At 46.7% G+C, this 18739-nt stretch carries 18 protein-coding genes; 6 read left to right on the top strand and 12 right to left on the bottom strand.

Translation table 11 applies throughout. From position 1 onward, the window contains the following. Positions 1-2: 2 nt before the first annotated feature. The 4 genes from A7K50_RS09495 to A7K50_RS09480 all read right to left on the bottom strand — a co-directional run bounded on the left by A7K50_RS09495 (position 3) and on the right by A7K50_RS09480 (position 2918). Entirely contained in the window at positions 3-578 is a 576-nt protein-coding gene (locus A7K50_RS09495) for a Fe-S-containing hydro-lyase (RefSeq protein ID WP_119775816.1), read from the bottom strand. Then, positions 571-1437, bottom strand: a complete 867-nt coding sequence (locus A7K50_RS09490) for a fumarate hydratase (RefSeq protein ID WP_119775814.1) — start codon at positions 1435-1437, stop codon at positions 571-573. The genes A7K50_RS09495 and A7K50_RS09490 overlap by 8 nt, the downstream gene beginning before the upstream one ends. A gap of 163 nt (positions 1438-1600) precedes the next feature. Beyond that, the gene (locus tag A7K50_RS09485) at positions 1601-2050 is read right to left on the bottom strand and encodes a MarR family transcriptional regulator (protein ID WP_119775813.1); all 450 of its coding nucleotides are present in this window, start codon (positions 2048-2050) and stop codon (positions 1601-1603) included. Positions 2051-2264: 214 nt separating this feature from the next. Then, on the bottom strand, positions 2265-2918 hold the full coding sequence (locus A7K50_RS09480; protein ID WP_119775811.1) for a GerMN domain-containing protein: 654 nt from the start codon (positions 2916-2918) through the stop codon (positions 2265-2267). Between the two features lie 108 nt (positions 2919-3026). Between A7K50_RS09480 and A7K50_RS09475 the strand changes: the two genes are divergently transcribed. After that, positions 3027-3785: a LytTR family DNA-binding domain-containing protein gene (locus tag A7K50_RS09475; RefSeq protein ID WP_119775809.1), complete on the top strand. Its 759-nt coding sequence runs from the start codon at positions 3027-3029 to the stop codon at positions 3783-3785. A 60-nt stretch (positions 3786-3845) separates the two neighbouring features. Here A7K50_RS09475 and spoIIR read toward each other — a convergent pair whose 3' ends face one another. Next, a complete protein-coding gene (gene spoIIR, locus A7K50_RS09470) occupies positions 3846-4469 on the bottom strand; it encodes a stage II sporulation protein R (RefSeq protein ID WP_119775808.1) in 624 nt (207 codons plus the stop codon). 200 nt (positions 4470-4669) lie between these two features. Here spoIIR and A7K50_RS09465 point away from each other — a divergent pair, with 200 nt between their 5' ends. Further along, positions 4670-5422, top strand: coding sequence for a ZIP family metal transporter (locus A7K50_RS09465; protein ID WP_119775806.1), 753 nt, complete (start codon positions 4670-4672; stop codon positions 5420-5422). A gap of 108 nt (positions 5423-5530) precedes the next feature. On the opposite strand, the gene A7K50_RS09460 is transcribed toward A7K50_RS09465, so the two are convergent. Further along, on the bottom strand, positions 5531-6286 hold the full coding sequence (locus A7K50_RS09460; protein ID WP_119775805.1) for a GDSL-type esterase/lipase family protein: 756 nt from the start codon (positions 6284-6286) through the stop codon (positions 5531-5533). Positions 6287-6454: 168 nt separating this feature from the next. Between A7K50_RS09460 and A7K50_RS09455 the strand changes: the two genes are divergently transcribed. Genes A7K50_RS09455 through A7K50_RS09445 form a run of 3 tightly spaced genes read left to right on the top strand, consistent with a single transcriptional unit; the run spans position 6455 to position 8239 of the window. Beyond that, complete coding sequence (locus A7K50_RS09455; RefSeq protein WP_020491360.1) at positions 6455-6961, top strand: YlbF family regulator; 507 nt, start codon at positions 6455-6457, stop codon at positions 6959-6961. Positions 6962-7019: 58 nt separating this feature from the next. Continuing rightward, positions 7020-7634 carry a hypothetical protein gene (locus A7K50_RS09450; protein WP_119775803.1) on the top strand — a complete coding sequence of 205 codons (615 nt, stop codon included), beginning with the start codon at positions 7020-7022 and terminating at the stop codon, positions 7632-7634. A 14-nt stretch (positions 7635-7648) separates the two neighbouring features. Further along, on the top strand, positions 7649-8239 hold the full coding sequence (locus tag A7K50_RS09445; protein WP_119775802.1) for a hypothetical protein: 591 nt from the start codon (positions 7649-7651) through the stop codon (positions 8237-8239). A 93-nt stretch (positions 8240-8332) separates the two neighbouring features. Here the strand turns inward: A7K50_RS09445 and A7K50_RS09440 are convergent, their stop codons facing one another. From A7K50_RS09440 to A7K50_RS09430, 3 genes are all read right to left on the bottom strand, one after another. Further along, positions 8333-9244 carry a hypothetical protein gene (locus A7K50_RS09440; RefSeq protein WP_119775800.1) on the bottom strand — a complete coding sequence of 304 codons (912 nt, stop codon included), beginning with the start codon at positions 9242-9244 and terminating at the stop codon, positions 8333-8335. A gap of 390 nt (positions 9245-9634) precedes the next feature. After that, positions 9635-10438 (bottom strand): cell wall hydrolase, encoded by an 804-nt coding sequence (locus tag A7K50_RS09435; RefSeq protein ID WP_119775798.1) that lies wholly within the window; start codon positions 10436-10438, stop codon positions 9635-9637. Between the two features lie 92 nt (positions 10439-10530). Then, positions 10531-12156, bottom strand: coding sequence for a S41 family peptidase (locus tag A7K50_RS09430; RefSeq protein WP_119775796.1), 1626 nt, complete (start codon positions 12154-12156; stop codon positions 10531-10533). A 219-nt stretch (positions 12157-12375) separates the two neighbouring features. On the opposite strand from A7K50_RS09430, the gene ytvI reads away from it, so the two are divergent. Then, the gene (gene ytvI, locus A7K50_RS09425; protein WP_119775794.1) at positions 12376-13440 is read left to right on the top strand and encodes a sporulation integral membrane protein YtvI; all 1065 of its coding nucleotides are present in this window, start codon (positions 12376-12378) and stop codon (positions 13438-13440) included. Between the two features lie 112 nt (positions 13441-13552). Here the strand turns inward: ytvI and A7K50_RS09420 are convergent, their stop codons facing one another. From A7K50_RS09420 to A7K50_RS09410, 3 genes are all read right to left on the bottom strand, one after another. Next, the gene (locus A7K50_RS09420; RefSeq protein WP_021315839.1) at positions 13553-14149 is read right to left on the bottom strand and encodes a TetR family transcriptional regulator; all 597 of its coding nucleotides are present in this window, start codon (positions 14147-14149) and stop codon (positions 13553-13555) included. A 92-nt stretch (positions 14150-14241) separates the two neighbouring features. Continuing rightward, on the bottom strand, positions 14242-17451 hold the full coding sequence (locus A7K50_RS09415; protein ID WP_119775792.1) for an efflux RND transporter permease subunit: 3210 nt from the start codon (positions 17449-17451) through the stop codon (positions 14242-14244). Continuing rightward, positions 17448-18731 (bottom strand): efflux RND transporter periplasmic adaptor subunit, encoded by a 1284-nt coding sequence (locus tag A7K50_RS09410; protein ID WP_119775790.1) that lies wholly within the window; start codon positions 18729-18731, stop codon positions 17448-17450. The genes A7K50_RS09415 and A7K50_RS09410 overlap by 4 nt, the downstream gene beginning before the upstream one ends. Positions 18732-18739: the final 8 nt, after the last annotated feature.

Raw genomic sequence — 18739 nt, 5'->3', positions numbered from 1 at the left:
CATCACCCCAATATTTGATATTCTTCCCTGCCAGTCTCGTAAAGATTCTGCCCGAGACTGTCAATCAGGACGATGGCAGGAAAATCTTCGATAACCAGTCTCCGGACTGCCTCCGTTCCGAGTTCAGGATAGGCAATGACCTCAGCTTCCTTGATACAGGAAGCCAGGAGTGCTCCGGCACCACCGATCGCCCCAAAATAGACTGCGCCGTTTTCCCTAATGGCCTGTATGACCTCAGGTGAACGAAGCCCTTTGCCAATCATCCCCTTTAGACCATTGGCCAACAGACCAGGAGAATAGGCATCCATTCTGCCACTGGTTGTCGGTCCGGCAGATCCGATGACTTTGCCTGGAGGAGCTGGGGCGGGCCCCACAAAATAGATCACCTGTCCCTTCATATCAAAAGGCAGTTTCTCTCCCCGGCCCAAGGCCTCAGCCATTTTCTTATGAGCGGCATCTCTTCCGGTATAGACGACTCCGTTGATCAGCACCTTTTCACCGCATCTGAGAGAAGCAGCAGTCAAATCATCTAACGGTACTGAAATTTTCCGGGTTTCAACCATTTGATCGTTACTCACAGGAAGAGACCCTCCCTTCCAAAATCACTTGACGATGTCGGGTAACATGACAATTAATATTGACTGCTGCGGGCAGCCCTGCAATATGCGTCGGAAATACCTCAATATTTACGGCCAGCGCCGTCATCCGACCGCCAAAACCCTGGGGACCTATCCCTAAATGGTTAATTTGGGTCAGAAGCTCCTGTTCCAGCCGGGCATATTCCTCAGCCGGATTCGATTCTCCGATCGGACGAAGCAAGGCCTTTTTAGCCAAGTAGGCAGCCTTTTCCATCGTACCTCCCAATCCAACTCCGACCACAATGGGCGGACAGGGATTAGGCCCGGCTTTATCCACTGTTTCCACAATAAAATTCTTTACTGCAGGTAAACCATCTGAAGGCTTAAACATTTTCAAGGCACTCATGTTTTCGCTGCCAAACCCTTTCGGTGCAATCGTAATCCCAATCTTGTCCCCTGGTGTGATTTCATAATGAATAACTGCAGGTGTATTATCTCCGGTATTGATTCTGTTAAAAGGATCTTTGACGATAGATTTACGCAAAAAACCCTTTTCATAGCCCCTGCGCACGCCCTCATTCAGGGCTCCCGTCAAATCTCCACCGACAATATGTACGTCCTGGCCGACTTCTACAAACAATACTGCCATCCCGGTATCCTGACATATCGGTATATTTTCTTTGCCTGCAATCTCCGCATTTTCCAAAAGCTGCTGAAGTACTTCTCTGCCCTGGGGGGATTCCTCAGTGCCGAGAGCCTTGTTCAAAGCATCAATAACGTCCTGATTCAGAATACAGTTCGCCTCAATACACAGTCTCTCCACTGCAGAAATGACCTCGTTAACATGAATCTCTTTCACAATTTACCTCCGCTTTTTGTCCGGAACACTTTTATTCAGTATAGCGCAAATACGGAATTCAAGAAATATAACTTTTAAAAAAAGGTTTGCCGTCAAAAAAAAACATCTTTGCCGGGAAGATCTTACTCCGACAAAAATGTTCAATAACCTTTGTATTCGATTTTTACTCTTTTCTGGAAAGTCTCTCATATTTATCGGATAACGTTTCTAGAATACCAATAATACGCATCCGGTCTTCCTGTTCAAAAGATTCCAGAATACTTTCAAGCCTTTCTGTCCTTGTCTCAATTACCGATTTGACCAATTTTTCTCCCTTGGGTAAAATATTAAGCCTCACAATCCTGCGGTCCCGTTTTTCCCTAATTCGCTCCACATAGCCGGCTCTTTCCAGTTTGTCAGCTAGATCGGTTGCCGTACTGCAGGCTGAAGAAATTTCCTTGCAGAGGTCACCCATCGTAATCTGGCCCTTTTCAAAAATAATCGTTAACACTTCAAACTGCTGACGGGAAATACCAAGCTTTTCTGCAAAATCACTCTTTTGCCTTTGGGTAGAAACGGTGAGCCTCTGAAGCAGATGGTCAAGATGACCTGCTAACTCTCTGTTCTCTAACATGCGAACACCTCACCTCAAAAATCAACTCAAAATAACCCCTATATATAAGTATATATTGTTATATATCATTTTTACAGTATTTTACCATATTCCGGAAATCAACACTAGTAAAATTTTCAAAATTCAAATATTATTGAAAGATTTAATGATAGGTGTTATATAATTAATATCATAGCGTATCTTGATCTTTTCAACAAATGGTAAAATATTGAAGTTATTGTTCAAAAAGATTGATTTCACTTGGGGAATCTTCAGTAGTCACTTCATCGTCCTGCACAGTCCCTGAGGCGTAGCCGATCAAATCATTACGGTACCTTAAGTTCTCCAGACCGATTCCGCGATAGGTTTGAATGTCCTCCCCCTCGACCCGGATCTTCACGATCTGGACGGTTTGAAACTGAGTCAAGGTGTTGACTAAACCATAAAGAGCGGTTTCGGCCGAGACATTGCTGTAAGGCTCAAGAAATTGCTTGCTAAGATCTACTGTGGCAATGCCGTTTTTGATTCCAATGTCCAATAACACCGTCTGAGGGTTCACCATCGGATAAGCACTTGATCTTCCGGCCGGCCCCAGCAGCCATTGGCTTACTGTTTCGCGGGCCAGGCTCAGTGTCTTGGGAATTGTTCGATTTTCTTCGATCAAGACTTTCCCGTCAGCATCTGCGAAATAAAGTTTTACAGTTTGTTCCGTCTGCTGAGATTCTGTAGTCACTTCAACCGTGTCTTCTTGAGCAGTCTTATCCAGAAGTTTGCTTAGGGGCGCATTACCGCCTTCCTTGATTAGATCATTCAGGATATTGCAGCCAACCAGAAGCGTAATGGCTGCGATCAGCAGAATGAAGGTCAGCAGCAACCGTATTTTTCTCATAAGAAGTTCTCCTTTCTAAAATGAATATAGAAATGTCCGCTAAAAAGAAATTTCTAAAAAGATAATATGCTTTGTCCCAAAGAAATAGAATTCAAGGAGGTTAAAAATATGAAAATAAGAGCCTTGCTGGTTGATGATGAATCCCCGGCCCGTAAAGAACTGCGTTATCTCTTAAAATCATTTGAAGACGTGCTAATTGTCGGGGAAGCAGAAAATGCGCTTGAGGCCATGGAACTGATTGACAGTGTCGACTATTCCGTTATTTTTCTCGATATTAATATGCCCGGCTTAAACGGCATTGAACTTGCCAGGAAGCTTTCCCAGAGTCCAAAACAACCGGCGGTGATTTTTACGACCGCCCATGAAGAATTTGCTTTTGATGCGTTCAGTGTTCATGCTTACGATTATCTTCTCAAGCCGATTCATCCGAAGCGGCTTGAAGAAGCCTTAAATACGGTAAGAAAGCGTAGAACGCCTGCTCCCTCTCAACCTAAAGCTGAACCGGTCAAGGCGGATATCCCCGAATTCAAACCCCTTGAAGTGATTGCAGCTGAGTATAATGGAAAAACCATTCTGATCCGGCCGGAAGAAATTATCTATATTTCCACAGATAAGGATAATGTTTACGTCAAAACAGAAGCTGAATTCTACCTGACCCGTTATACGCTGCGGGATTTGGAATCCAGACTTGATCCAAAAACTTTTTTCAGAACCCACCGCTGCTATCTGGTTAATATAAAAAAAATGAGGGAACTTGTCCCTTACTTTAATGGTACGTATACTGTAATCGTGCAGGACAAAGACAAAAGTGAAGTCCCAGTCAGCCGCACTCAGGCCCGCCGACTCAAAGAGATCCTTGGGATATAGTACCTGTTAACCCTATCTATATTTATTGACGGTAATGCTGTATTGCGAAATTGCTCGCCCCTAGAAAAAACGCTCCAGAAAAAAGCCGATTTCTTTGCCCTGATAGGTCGGCTTTTTTTGTTTGGCTGCTGTATTCAGCGGCACAGCAGGCTTACCGTCAACAGGAAGTGATGTGGATTCCTCGACATTAACAAAGCATAAAGGCGGGAACAAAACACACCACCAATTAGCCCCTTCAGCATTTCCTATCTTAATCTCAACCGCTTCGTAGTCTCCTGCTGGGAGTACAATATTGCCGTAAGATTTTGTCGGGAAAGCAAATACACCATACTCAAGGGTCACCGGATAAGTTTTTCCCCACTCTTTGACCACCCTCCTAGAAATCTCCAGCAACTGGTTTTCCATGCTCAGAAGGATTTCTCTGGATTCGGCTAGGGATTGTGATTCAGCCAGGTTTGGGGAAGCAGCCTTCAAGACCTCATCCCTCACCGCATATTTCAGCAGCTGATCCTGTTCATTGTCCGAATTCGCAATAACATGAAAGCGAATGAGACTTGTACTGTCATACGCTTCTGTTTCAGCACTGTTTGCTGACCGGCCGCAGGGATTAACCACCAAGAAACTAAAACACAAGACCAGACAGACAATTAACCTTATTATGCTTTTATTCACAAATTTTAACATTTAATTTTCCTCTCCCGTACCTTTTAAATTCTAAATATATAAACCTTCTTTATATGGTTATTTTTACCACCCAAGAAGTTTTTTATTCAGCGCGTCTCGGAAGTTTTTTGGCAGTACGAATATTTATTGAAGTCTGAAAATAAGATTCATAAGGCCCTGTCAGATTTGCTGACAATCTGCCGAAAGAATCGGGTGAAAAAATGCTCCTGGACTTCCAGTCTCCGTTGTATCTGCTGTACATCAGCACAATTGCCGGGCTGGCCACAACAGCCGGCTGCCTGATTGTGCTTTTCCTGGGGGACCCTCCGGATTGGCTTCTGGCCGTTCTACTGTCCGCAGCAGGAGGCGTCATGTTTGCTGTGGTGGCCTTTGATCTTTTGCCGCTGGCTGCATCCTTCAAACAGCCGGGACTCCTCCTGGGCGGGATCTTGGCCGGTATGGTACTGATGTCTTCTGCCGACAGACTGCTCAAAGCAAGAAACCGTCAGCTTCCTAATCATAGATACAGCCGTCTGAAACGGATGGGCATTCTGATTGCTTCCGGTATAGCGCTTCATGATATACCTGAAGGAATGGCCATTGCTGCGGGGCACGAATCCGCCGGTCAATTGGGTACATTTATTGCCCTTGGCATTGCTCTGCATAACCTGCCTGAAGGAATGGCTACTGCTACACCTCTGGTAATGGCCGGGATCAGGAAACCGAAGATTCTGGCGCTGACTCTCCTGATTGCACTATTTACTCCGCTGGGTGCCTTGCTCGGTAGGATGGCCATGGAACTTGTCCATACCTCACTCTGTTTTTTTGTGGCCCTGGCCGCTGGGGCAATGGTGTTTCTCGTTCTGGCTGAATTATGGCCGCTGTCCCGGGAAGACCACCCGGTCTGGGCGTTTATTGGAGGACTGGGCGGATTTATTTTCTTTGGATTTATCTCCGTCTTCTTACCCCATTAATGTCGCCGCTCCTTGCCCTCCATGGCATCGCGGCATTTGTCCATCCGTGGACGTCAAAAAAAAAGACAGCCCGAAGGCTGTCTCACACTTTTATCAATATGCTAAATATTACTGCAGGACTGTGGCGGCATACTCACCCATGGCCTGATAGCCGTCCTTATTCGGATATCTCCCGTCATCGGAATATTTTCTGAGGATCTCTTCCCCGTCGCCAAACAGTACTCTTTTAAAATCAAGTGTCGTAATCTTTTGCTCCTGTGCATAAGCTGTTTCCCATTCCCTGTATTGTTTATAGAGCTCATCCGTGTCAGGGAAAGGAACCGGCAGCGCCAGGACAGGCTTGATTTGATTAGCCGTGGCTTTTTCGACCATGGCTTTGATATTGTTTTGGTATTCTTCCAATGGGGTTCCGCGGATAGCATCTCCAACGCCGGCAAAAATAATGACTGTGTCCGGTTTCTCAGCAATTACATCCTCTTCAAAACGTTCCAACAGGCTGGATGCATTCTGATAAGTCTGACCCGCATTGACCACTTCCACTTTCAGGACATCCGCAAGATGCTGCGGCCAGGAATTAATCGGCTCACCCGGGTAACCGTATGTAAATGAATCACCTAGACACACCATTTTGGTATTGACAGTCGTACCGCTGCCATTCAAAACAGCATCACCGTCGGTATTACCGGCTTCATTTTCTGCACCGCCCCCATTACTTGCTCCGCCATTCTGGACTGTCGAGCTGCCACTGGCGGACTGTTCCGGTGTTCCTCCGTTCCAAACATTTACATACCCAAAGACCAATACAATAACAGCCATCAATACGGAAAGCTGAATAACCCTAATTTCCAAACGGTAAGTGCGCAATGTTCATTCCTCCTCATCGCAATATTTTTCTACATATTTCCCTTAAATCCTTCCCGAATAAAACTTTTTTCGTTCTTCGTTTCCTGTTGGTTACGGTTTGTTTGTATTTTAAGGCACTCCGACATTTTGAACTGCATAACCTGATACATAAGGAGGTGCCTGATTCATATGGAATACATTGTTAAAGCACGTGAACTCGGTGAAGCGCTTCTACAAACACCGGAAGTACAAAGGCTGAAAGAAGCAGAAGCCGAAATCCAAAACGACCCTGAAGCTGCCAAAGCTTTTGCGGCATATCAGGATAAAGAACGTCAAATCCTGACCGCGCAAATGTTCAGCAAAGTGATATCTGAAAAGGATACCTTAGCGCTCATCGACTTAAAAATGCGCCTGATCAAACTATATCCTTCTATCCGAAGCTTCTTCTCCATTCAGCAGGATCTGGAGAAAATAATGGCAACTGTGAACCTGACGATCACAACCACAATTTACGGTATGCCCAGTGCCGAACAGCTGCCTTTCCCCAAAGAAATCCAAAATCTTGCCCAGCAGCTTCTGGATACAATTGGAGGCGACAAAAACGGCCCTGCCATGACGATCCCGGAAGGCTTCCAAATCCCTGAAGGGCTCAATGTCTCCGAACTGCTAAGCCGGTTAAACCCCAAGAGCAAGTAAATCACGTCTTATTCTGCCGTTTGTCTTTTCTTATTATAAGGGATAGGAGATTTTTCAAATGATGTTCTTGAACAGCGACCCATATCCAAATAATCAATCCTTTGGAAGTCCTTCCTCTGCAGAAATGTTCCCGCCCTTAACACCTATCCCTTTAACGTTCGCCCTTTTTCTGACTGACAGTTTGTTTCCTCAAAATAGCTACAGCCCCGTCGGAGCGTTGCTGATACCGCTGAAAATATTAAATATCCCCCTCAGTTACCTGATTATTATTGCACTTGGACTCGCAACTTCTCTGCTGGCAAAGTGGTCTTCTGCTTTCTCAGGAATTTCTGCTCTCAGTCAATATCAGCAGGCTTATCCGGATATCAGGCTATTTCTTGATGGCCTGCCCTTATCTCCCCAGACAAATGCCGCCGGAACAGGTGGTAATAACACAGGAAATCAGCAGGAACCCGAAACTCCGTTGGAACCGAGAGGTTTGGCGTTTAATTTGGCTTTGATTGCACCTTACTCCGGAGTGCCTCAAAGTACCGGCACCAAATTTGTATTAATTTATGGCATTGAAATGTTTGAAATTAAGAAACTCCCAAAGACATTTATCCCCTTGCTTATCTTATTTATTTACTTCCTGCTCTACCCGAAATACAAAAATGATCCGAGTAATACGGAATAATTAAAAGGGGGCCAATGCGAAAAATGTCTGCCGTATTCTATCACCGCAGTCAAATTTATCAGAACACCGCTCCTGCCAAATCTTTGACTGGGGAAAAAATAATAGAGGCAGCGGTCCCTTTTTATATCTCCCTCCTGATCTCCAACGCACTCCATCCAAGTAACAACAGTCCAGTAGGCACCCTGATCATCCCGCTGACCAAAATCATGATTCCACATGGGTATTTTATTATCGTCGGTCTGGAACTTGCGACGGCCCTATTTTATAAATGGTCCGTTGTTCCGGTTTCATCCCGAATATTCTTTCCGGGAGAATACGGTCAGGCCCTGCCGGACATCAGCGCTTTACGAGAGGACAGAATGGCTCAGCTTAAGATGACTCAGACTCCGCTGATCCCGAAGGAAGGAATGACAATCAATATTTCTTTGAGTGCTCCTTTTACGCCTGTGCAAAGCCGCGCTTCCACCTTATATGCTTTTAAGCTCAAATCCATTGACAATGTTCCGGGATACGTGGTACCGCTGGCTTCCCTTATTCTCTATGGTCTGCTGGCCATTTTCGGCAGGACGGACACGGCGAATACGTCAAACGGCAGTTCATCATGAAAACACACCTGACCTTTTACGGCCACGTGCGTCTTATCAAGTACATCCATATTTATTTTTCCGAACCCCGGCAAAGATGAACTTTTCTGCCTGCTATGATTCCTTCGGCTCGTCAGGCGATATTTGCTGTATCGGCTGGCTCTTGGCTTGTTCTGTGACCTGAGCGGCCGGTTGAAATTCCATAGGTTGAACCGGCGCTGGAGGCGCTGGAGACGCTGGAGCTTGCATCATCGGACTTTGCATACCTGGAACTTGTGAAGCAGAATTCTGCCCATAAACCGGTCCCTGCTGATATCCGCCCTGGGGCATATACGGCCGGTCATATCTTTGCCTGTTAGGCTGCATCTGTGTTCCCCATTGCGGATAACCTTGCTGCGGATAAGTACGTTGCTGCGCGGCATACTGAGGATTCTGCGAATAATTGGGATACTGTTGATTTTGAGGCTGCTGCGAATATTGCGGAATCTGGGACTGTTGATTCTGATTGATCTCATCTTTGCTGCCAAAACGGCTGCCGACAAAACCTCTCACCTTACCCCACATATTACTGCCGGCTTTTTTAACCGGTCCCAGCCCTGGGAAAAAGCCTTCCTTGACTTTCATGACAATAGGACCCTGCGGAGACTGCATAATGGACTGTGGGCTCTCCAGTGAAATAACAACTTTGTCATAATGCACGAGCGGCACCGGACTCCTGAAATTGGCCTGATACATTCCATTGCCGGCCGGTCGTAGCGTTCCTGCATAAAATCCGTTTTTTCCCTTGCCGTCAACCAGATAAGCCGCATAAACTGCCGGAGCATAAGGACTAAATGTATGAACGGGCGGCAGGTGCGCAATGACCGAAAAATTGTTATCCGATCCGATCGTCGCCATTCCGTTTCCGCTAAAGCCTTCCGAAGCGACCAAGTTGAGCTGTCTCGGCGTCATACCCATCATTGATTCTCCGGGCATACCCCCCATACCCTGGGAAAAGATTCCTAACCCTTTGTTATGTCCGAACATCTTTTTAACCTCCTTGTATGTTTGCAAATTGCGCTGTGTTGTGCTATGTCATAATATGAAAAACAGGTTGCAGCTGTGACACCGTGAAGCTTACTAAACTTTTTATATATAAGACCATTTTGTCAGAGCAAGTCTGGGGGCCACAGTTCCGCTTTCGGCCGTTATGTCCTCCTTGACACAAAAAGGCCGCGCTACCAATCCATGCTCCGCTCACAGCGGAACTGTGGCCCCCAGACTTATCACAGGGTTATTTAAGCGTCTTCACGTCAGAAGGCAGCTGCAGACAAATCTTTTGATTCGCTTCAGCTGCCTTCCTTTGAGGAAAGAACCCTAAGTCTTATAGCTTTCATATACCCTTATTTGATCTTATTAACCATATATCTTCCTGTGTTAGACACAGAAATTATGGTTTCCGATGTTTTTTACAACATCTAGGGTTTTGATCCAATTGTCGGTCGCTGTCCGCGGATTGTAATAGAAGAGAGCGCCCTCGCTTGGATCCTGCCCCTCAAGCGCTGCCAACGCAGCCTGATAGGCCTCATCTCCCGGTGTCAGTTCAATCTGCCTGTCAAGGACTGCAGAAAACTGTCCCGGCTGGTAAATGACTTCCCGAATCGTATCGGGGAACTTCGGGCTTTCCACCCTGTTCAAAACTACTGCCCCTACGGCAACCTGACCTTCAAAGCTTTCTCCACGGGCTTCAGCATAAATGATTTTTGCTAAAAGCACCACATCTTCCTGATCGTAAACGGTTCGACTGCTGCGGGAAATATCCGAACTAACCCGTTCAGGCTCCCGGACTGAATCCACCGAATTAGTCAAATCTGCTGAATCAGCCGGTTCGGCCATTTTAGCCGCCTCAATCACCATATCTGATCCTTTGTCTGCGGTAATAACAGCCTTTTTTTCCAAAGGCAGCTGTTCGATCACGAAAGAAATCTGACTTTCCGGCTGCCCGGAGAATTTGTCCAAAAGAATCCGGAAAATACGATTCTCATTCGCTTTCGTCAGGATAATGTTTCTGGCATCTGACATGACATTCTCAAGGACAGTCTGTTGGATTTCCAATACCCTGGAATAGAGCAGTTCCTTTGATTTTTCAGGTATGGCATATACAGTCTGGGCAGTAGCACTCAGGATAATCGCCGTGGTCAGCATCACTGCCAAACCTTTACGGCATCGTCGGTCTTCCAAAAAAAATCACCTCTTGGGATCAATCTATTTCTATTCTTTCCCATAAAAGGTGATTTTTATACGTTGTTTGTTAATAGTATCACAAAAAGATTTTATTTTACCGTTGCGGCCAGCGCTACACCTCCGGTAATTGCCTGGCCCTGAACGTCCTTGATTAAAGGATGAATCACCAGCCAATACCCGGTATGGGCCTGAAGTTTCGTTGCCGGTTTCACAGTCATATGCTGCTGATCGACAAACGTGTATGCGCACTTGACTCTTTCTCCTGTAGCCGTATTGATCAGTTCAATACTGTCTGCCGTTACGGAATTCCAATCCATTTCCCGGTTAAAGCTCACGTTGAACACCTTTTCGAGCGGAATATTCTTAAGATCTCCGGACTTTTCATATCCCGGGTAGTAGATCTGCCAGCGGTCCTGGAGAGTCTCTTCCGGAAATGGCTCCCAACCGTTAGAGCCTCCGAGTTTGAATGTTGTGGTTACATAGGCTGAATCCAGGATTTTCTTGCCAATTGCCCAGTTTTCGGTTTGACGAAGCTCTTTTACCGAAAGAGGATAAACATAAGGGCCCGCCTCCAACTGAATATACCCTGATTTATCTTGTGATTTATCTTCAGCCTTATAATTTTTAAGCATCAAAACAGCGGTATTCAGCTCATTGACACCGGCCAAATCCAGATGGGGCTTGATTCCGATCACATCAATCGGGTTATAGTACGGAGAGAAAAACCTGTAAACGGACATTTTCAAATAGTCCCCGTTACTCAATGGAATCAAAGCCTTAACCCGACCTGAACCGTAGGTTGTTTCCCCGATGACGGTCGCCTTGCCATAATCCTTCAGCGCGGCCGTAGTAATCTCGGAAGCACTTGCCGTGTACCCATTGATCAGCAAGACAATCGGCCCTTCCAACGTGAAAGCCTGCTTGACGGCTGTATCGACAATACCCAGGTTCCCCCTCGCCTTCATGATATACGCGCTTTTCTCCTCGATAAAATAACCCAACAGCTCCATTGCCGCTTTTGTATACCCTCCGGAGTTATTACGCAGGTCAATAATCCAGCAGTCTACGCCTTTTTCCTGCAGGGCCAGGGCCTGCTTGCCAAACTGCGTTGCAACATCCTCGCCAAAGGAATTAACTGCGATATAGCCAATATGCCCTTCCAGTACCCGGCCTTCAGCCAACGGCATCGCGATCTTCATCCGTACGACAGCGAAGCTCAGGATTTGAGCATTTCTTTTGACTTTTACCCGAACCTTGGTTCCCTCCGGCCCCCGAAGTTTGCCGGCGCTATATTCCGAGGTTCTTCCCGCCAGGGAATAACCATCTGCTTCAAGGATAATATCCCCTTGTTTGATTCCTGCCTTATCAGCCCCATAACCTTGAATGACCCGGGTAACCTTAACCCCCTGCTGTACCATTTCCAGTTCTATCCCTATTCCGGAAAAGGACATATTCAGTGAACTGATCATATCTTCATATTCGGCCGCGGTCATATACTCGGTGTATTTATCACCCAACCTTTGAAGCATTTTTTCGACCGTCGGCGCGTTCAGTACCTCATCCGGAACAACATCGACATATTGCTCCTGCAGGATTGTTCTGACTTCATCCAGAGTATCGTTTTCCGTGCCATAAGCCTGCAGTGGAAGTCCCAAACCCAGACATAATACCAGAAATACTGTCATCAAAAATCTTAGACTTTTGCCAAGTTTCACGTTCTTTTTTCCCTCCTGTATGATTTGCAGGTCCGGCCTAATTCATATCTTAGCAGTAATTCGACAGAAACGGGCATTCCCCTTTCCGTTTCAAGATTATTTGTCATACGCTTCCCAGACTTTGATTGCATATTCAAGGCTTTTCCGATAATATTATCTAAACAGGACTATTTTAAAAACATATTTTTCTGATCATCGCTGATAAGAAAGGTTCGGACAATGTTAAATCTTCTTGATTACTCCAAAAAAGTATTTATCGCCGTATTAATCATTGTTGCAACCCTCGTCATTCCATATGGCCTTTATAAGATTCTTCCGCATTTTATGCCATTTATCCTTGCTTACTTCACGGCCCTTTTTCTGGAACCTGCCGCAGCATGGTTGGGCAAGGTCACCAGACTTAAAAGCAAGACACTCTCGGTGTCTGTGACCTACCTGTTTTTTCTTGCCAGTATTGTTATTTTCCTTTATCTGATCATCAGTAAGCTCTATGTTCAGCTTTTGGACCTGCTTGACTTTATTCAATCGAACGGCCCGGCAATTCAGGTTTGGTTTTTGAACCTTACGGAGCGTATCCAGGAAACGATCGGATTGCTGCCTCCTGAAATAAACGATATGATCATGAAATGGATCAATGACCTGGCTAACATCAACCTGGTATCTGCGATTGGTTCCTCAACACTTAGTATCTCCACGGCGATACCGAACATGTTCTTCCTGTCGATTATCTACCTGGTATCCGTTTTCCTGTTCACATTCCAGTTAAGCAATATCCACCGTTTCTTCTACTCCTTCTTCAAAGATTCCTCCAAACTGAAAGTCGCTTACGTCTTAAGTGATTTGCGCAATGCTACATTAGGATTTTTTAAAGCGCAGATCATTTTGAGCACAATCACCTATATTATTGCTTTTGCCGGTCTCGCTATCCTCCATGTAAAATACGTGGCAGTCATTTCATTATTGATCGTAATCGTAGATATCCTGCCGATCCTCGGTACCGGATCCGTGCTCATGCCCTGGGCTATTGTCTCACTTTTCCAGGATCGGCTGTTCTTGGCCGCAGGTCTGGTCATTCTGTATATCATTATCATTGTCGTACGGAGAGTGATTGAACCCAAAATACTGGGCGAGCGCATCGGTTTAAGCGCTTTGACGACCCTGATCAGTATCTGGATTGGTTTCAAAGTTATGGGTGTCCTCGGCGTATTCCTGTTCCCGCTGGCCTGTATTTTCTATAGAGCCCTTGTCAAGGTCGGCGTCATCAAGCTGAATTTTAAGATATAACGAAGCTATATTCGAGTCAACGTTCTACATAATAAAAAAACAGGTACGTCCCGAGGCTTTGAGCTCATCGGGAACGTACCTGCTTTTTTGTTGATTTTTTATGATTTGCTCACTATCTTCTGTTATCATCCGGCTTCATTCCAATTCCCGACATCAGGACCTGAACGATTTTATCGTAGTCCGCTTCCTCAGGCATGGCCTCAGCAAATATCACTTTTTTGCCGAAATACTGCATGATCGTACCCATGATTGCTGCCGAAGCAAATTCCGGATCAATTTCAGCCCTGGCCTCCCCTTGGTCGATAGCCTGCCGGACTTGTTTCTTGATGATCTCTCCGAGCCGAATATTATGCTCAATAAAGACCGCTCCCATTTCCCTGGCCATAATCTTGGAACAGGACATCATCCTGACGACCGGCATGTGCTCTCTAATCATTTCTGCCTGACATTTGGCGAGTGCCCTGATTTTCTCTTCTAAAGAACTCCCTTTTTCCAAAATTTCCTGAATGATGCGTCCCCGTTCTTCACAGCTGAAAACGACGGTCTCCTCAAAAAGTTGTTTTTTGCTTTCAAAATATTCATAGACGGTCCCTTTGCCGATCCCAGCTTCTTTGGCGACATCATCAATTTTTGTTCCTTCAAAGCCTTTGATATAAAATACTTTGCTGGCTGCCAGGAGGATTTCAGTTTTTTTCCGTTCCTTGGTCACCGTTGTTCCCCCCTTTATTTAATCCGATGCCTGTAAAATCAAATTCTTCATCTTTAAATTACAGCTTTTTTTGAGTAAAGCTTTTCTCTTGATTACAGGTTAAAGGGTATGTTGGTCTTTTTGTCTTTTCTGAATTTGCGTTTGAATTTATTGGACAGATCATCCATGAAAGAATACATGACCGGAATCAGTACCAGGGTGACCAGGGTGGAAAACAGCAGACCGGTGATGACGACAATGGCCATCGGCGCTTGATATTCCGACCCTTCCCCGATCCCCAGTGAAAGCGGTAACATGGCCAGAACAGTCGTTAGTGTCGTCATAATAATCGGCCGTAAGCGAATCGGACCGGCATTGACGATCGCCTCATGCACGTCCTCATTGTACGTTTTGCGTCGCGTGTTGATATAGTCAACTAGGACGATCGCATTGGATACAACGATTCCGGCCAGCATAATGATCCCGATAATCGACATAATGCTCAGCGGTTTGCCTGTGATGAACAATCCCAAAAATGCTCCGGCAAAGCCAAGCGGAATCGAAAACATAATTACAAACGGATAGACCAGTGACTCAAACTGGGAAGCCATGACCATATAGACCAGAATCACAGCAAGCCCCAACGCCAGGTATAGATCACTGAACGCATCGACCATTTCCTGCTGTTGTCCGCCCATTTCATAGGTGTAATTATCCGGCAGCTGGTAACCTGCCAGAGCTGCTTGAATATCGCTGGAAACACTGCCTACATCCCTGCCGCTGATCTGGCCGGAAATCGTCAGGGTTCGGACCTGATTGTCCCTGCTGATACTGACTGGACCGCGGCTGACAGAGATATCTGCGACCTGGCCCAGCGTGACCGTGTAGCCAAGGCTCGTAGAAATCGGGATTTGTTCAAGTGCCTGCAGATTCCTGTTAAATGTTTCATCCCCTTTGATCTTGACATCGATCTTCGTTCCATTGTATTTAAACTGCGTCGCGGTTACACCGCTAATCGAGGCTTTCACCGCCGTCGCAATGGTTCCGGCACTCAGACCGTACTGGCTGGCTGCCTGACGGTCCACGCTGATTTCTACTTCGGGTATGCCGTCTTCATAACTGGATTTTACTTCCCGGGTTCCCGGGATTTTTTTGATTTCCTTGACAAAATCATCCCCGATCTGCTTCAGCTGATCGAGCTCTTCTCCCTTGATCGTAATGCTGATCGGATCCCCGGCGCTCATCACAGATTGTGCCACCGTGACACTCGTCTTGGCCCCGGGCACATCCATGATCCGGTTTCTGATTTCATCGGAGATTTCAACGACACCGCGTTTCCGCTCCGCTAAAGGCAGCAGTTTGACGGTAAAGGTACCGACATTGCCCTGAGCACCGGTCAGGCTCATCGTCCCGGCTGATCCGGCATCCAGGAAGATGGTATCAATTTCGGGAATATCCGCAATTTTCGTTTCAATGGTACGCATGATCTCAACGGTATCATCGACTTTGGCCCCGTCCGGGAGTGTGACACTGATTGAGACCATCCCTTCATCGGTCGTTGGGAAGAACTCCGTCCCGACTGCAGCGATCGAGGCAACGGAAACCACAAAGATCATCGTCGTAATCACAAAAACACGTTTCCGGTGGCTCAGCGCCCATTTCAGCAGTTTCTTATAACCCTGCAGCAACGCTTCATAGCCCTTGTCAAATTGATCATGAGCCTTTGTCAGGAAAGCTGGAGTACGAAATAACCCTTTGCTCTCCTCATCTTCCACTGCACCGAGTTCTCCCGCTTCTCCCAATTTCTCAGCCTCTCCCGAGATAACGGAGCCGTCTGGATTTTTCTTACGTTCCACTTTCAGGAGCTTGGAAGCGAGCATCGGGACAACCGTCATCGAAACGACCAGCGATGCGCCGAGCGAAAACGCGATCGTTAAAGCAAATTGTCTGAACAGGGTCGAAGTTAACCCCTGAACAAAGACGATCGGCAAAAAGACTGCGACCGTCGTCAGCGTGGAAGCCATAACGGCAATGATTACTTCCGAAGATCCTTTCACTGCCGCTTCGACCCTGGAATAGCCGTTCTGCCGGAAGCGGTAGATATTTTCAAGCACGACGACAGAATCATCAACCAAACGGCCAATCCCAAGCATTAGTCCGCCGAGCGTCATCAGGTTCAGGGTAATTCCGGTAAAATACAGCAGACAAAATGTCGCAATAATTGAGATCGGGATGGACGAAGCAATAATTAACGTGGAACGGATATTACGTAAAAAGATATACAGGACCAGAACCGCCAGCAGGGCACCGATAACGCCATGCTCAGCGACCGAATACAAGGAGCTTTTAATATAGGCCGCATTGTCTGTCACGACCGTGATCTTAACGCCTTCCAGTTCGTTCTGGATTTTGTCTATCTCAGCATAAGCCGCTTCCGCCACTTTTACCGTATTGGCATCAGAACGTTTTTGGATCGAGATATTTACGCCTGGATTGCCGTCAGCTTTGGCAATCGTGGTCTGCTGATCAGCCTTCAATTCAATATCTGCCAGATCCTTCAGTTGAACGTTCACACCGGTAGGCAGAGGAATAAGCAACTGCTCAATCTCGGCCACCGACGTGAATTCCCCGGTCGTTTTGACGGTAAGCTCCTGGGTTCCTTTTTTGACTGTGCCACCGGGCAGGTTCACATTCTCCGAGGCCAGAATCCCTTGAAGATAAGCAAGGCTGATACCGTAACCGGCCAGTTTTTCACTTTTCGTCCGGATTTCAATAATATCCTCGGTTCCGCCGGTTACTGAAACCGAAGCAACGCCTTCCGCCCTTTCCAGTCTCGGCTGAATCGTATCCTCCGCCAGCGTCTGCAGCTCGGAAAGACTCATCGTCGGCGAGGAGATCGACAACGTCAGAACCGGGGTGGAATTCATATTGATCTTCAGGACCATCGGATTGCTGACCCCGTCTGGAAAATAGTTCTTGATCAGATCGATTTTTTCCCTGAGGTCCAGCGCAACCTGGTCCATATCGACGCCGTAATTAAACTCTAGAATTACCAATGAACTGCCTTCCGAAGTAATGGAGCTGATGTTTTTGACATTCTGGGCCGTCGAAACAGCCTGTTCAATCGGCTGGGTGATTAAAGTTTCTATCTCTTGCGGTCCTGCTCCGTTGTAAGAGGTACTGACAATTGCGTAAGGCAATTCCATCTCAGGCATCAGATCCAGCGGGATACGCGTAAAAGAGACAAATCCGAGGATGATGACAATGAAAACGAGCATCAGGACTGTAACGGGGCGTTTTACCGACGTTTCAGATATTCTCACTCCTGTGCGCCTCCCCCTGTTTGCGCTGAAGCTGCCGTATCATTTGTTTCCTGCTGGACCTCTTGGCCGTCAAGCGATATGACTTTGATTTCTGATCCGTCCTGAACAAAGTTCTGCCCTTTGGTTATGACGATATCTCCTTCAGCTAAGCCGCTGATGATCTCGGTCTCAGTCCCGCTTTCGAGCCCGGTTGATACTTCAATCTCGACTGCGGCATTATCTTTGGCGACATAAACGACGTCTTTTCCACCGTGGAAGATCACAGCCTCGGTCGGCACGACCAGAACATTATTCTTGCCGGCGATACTTAAGGTCAAATTGGCGAACATACCGGGTTTGATCACGCTGTCTTTATTCTCAATGTAGGCTTTAAGCGTATATTTCCCCTGAGCATTGGCTGCAACACTTAAACTGTCAATGACCCCTTTAACCTTGACCGAAGCCGAAGGCACCACGATCTCCACTGACTGGCCGCCGTGCACATTATTGATCTCCTGCTCACTGATGCTTACGGTAACAAATACTTTACTCAGATCCACCACCCTGGCCGGCGAAACAGCATTTGAAACCATAGCGCCTACTTTCACATCCAACGCCGTAAGTACGCCGCCAATCGGCGCCTTAACATCCATATCATTCAAGGCTTTCTGAGCCGCATCATAAGCAGCCTTGGCTTGGGCCAGCTGGCCTTGATACGTTTCCAGAACGGCATCGGAAGCCAGGACGGCAACCTGATCAAGCTCAGACTTGCTTACCGCCCCGATTTCATAGAGCTGCTTCATATTCTCATAATTCTTCTTATTGTTCTCATAATTGGCCATATTGGTCCGATAGGCGCCCTGCGCCAGCTGATAGGCAGCAGCTGCCTGATTATAGCTTGCCATCAGGTCGGATTTATCGAGGCTGAACAGCACTTGCCCCTTGCTGACCTGGTCCCCTACTTTGGCATGGACCGCAGTCACTTTACCCGGGGTGGTAACATAAATAGAAGCTTCTTTATCCGCTTCGACTTTACCACTTAAGGTGATCGCCGAAGAAATGCTCTGTTTTTGCAAAGTTATCGCTTCAACCGGGACATAATTTTGCCGGTTTTGTTCCGCCGCCTTTTGCTCAGCAGCTGATCTCACTGCACCGGAGATTCTAACACCGATCAGCAGGACAACCAGAACTGCGATCACGGTGATGATCATTTTTTTCTTCCCAACAGGTTTTTTAAGATCCGGGCTTCCGTCCTGTTTCGGCTCAGGCCGTTTGATTTTAAGTATGTCTTTCAGCGCCATTTTTCTAC

Source organism: Dehalobacter sp. MCB1 (assembly GCF_003590275.1).
GTDB lineage: Bacteria > Bacillota > Desulfitobacteriia > Desulfitobacteriales > Syntrophobotulaceae > Dehalobacter.
This window is presented reverse-complemented; position numbering and strand designations above follow the sequence as displayed.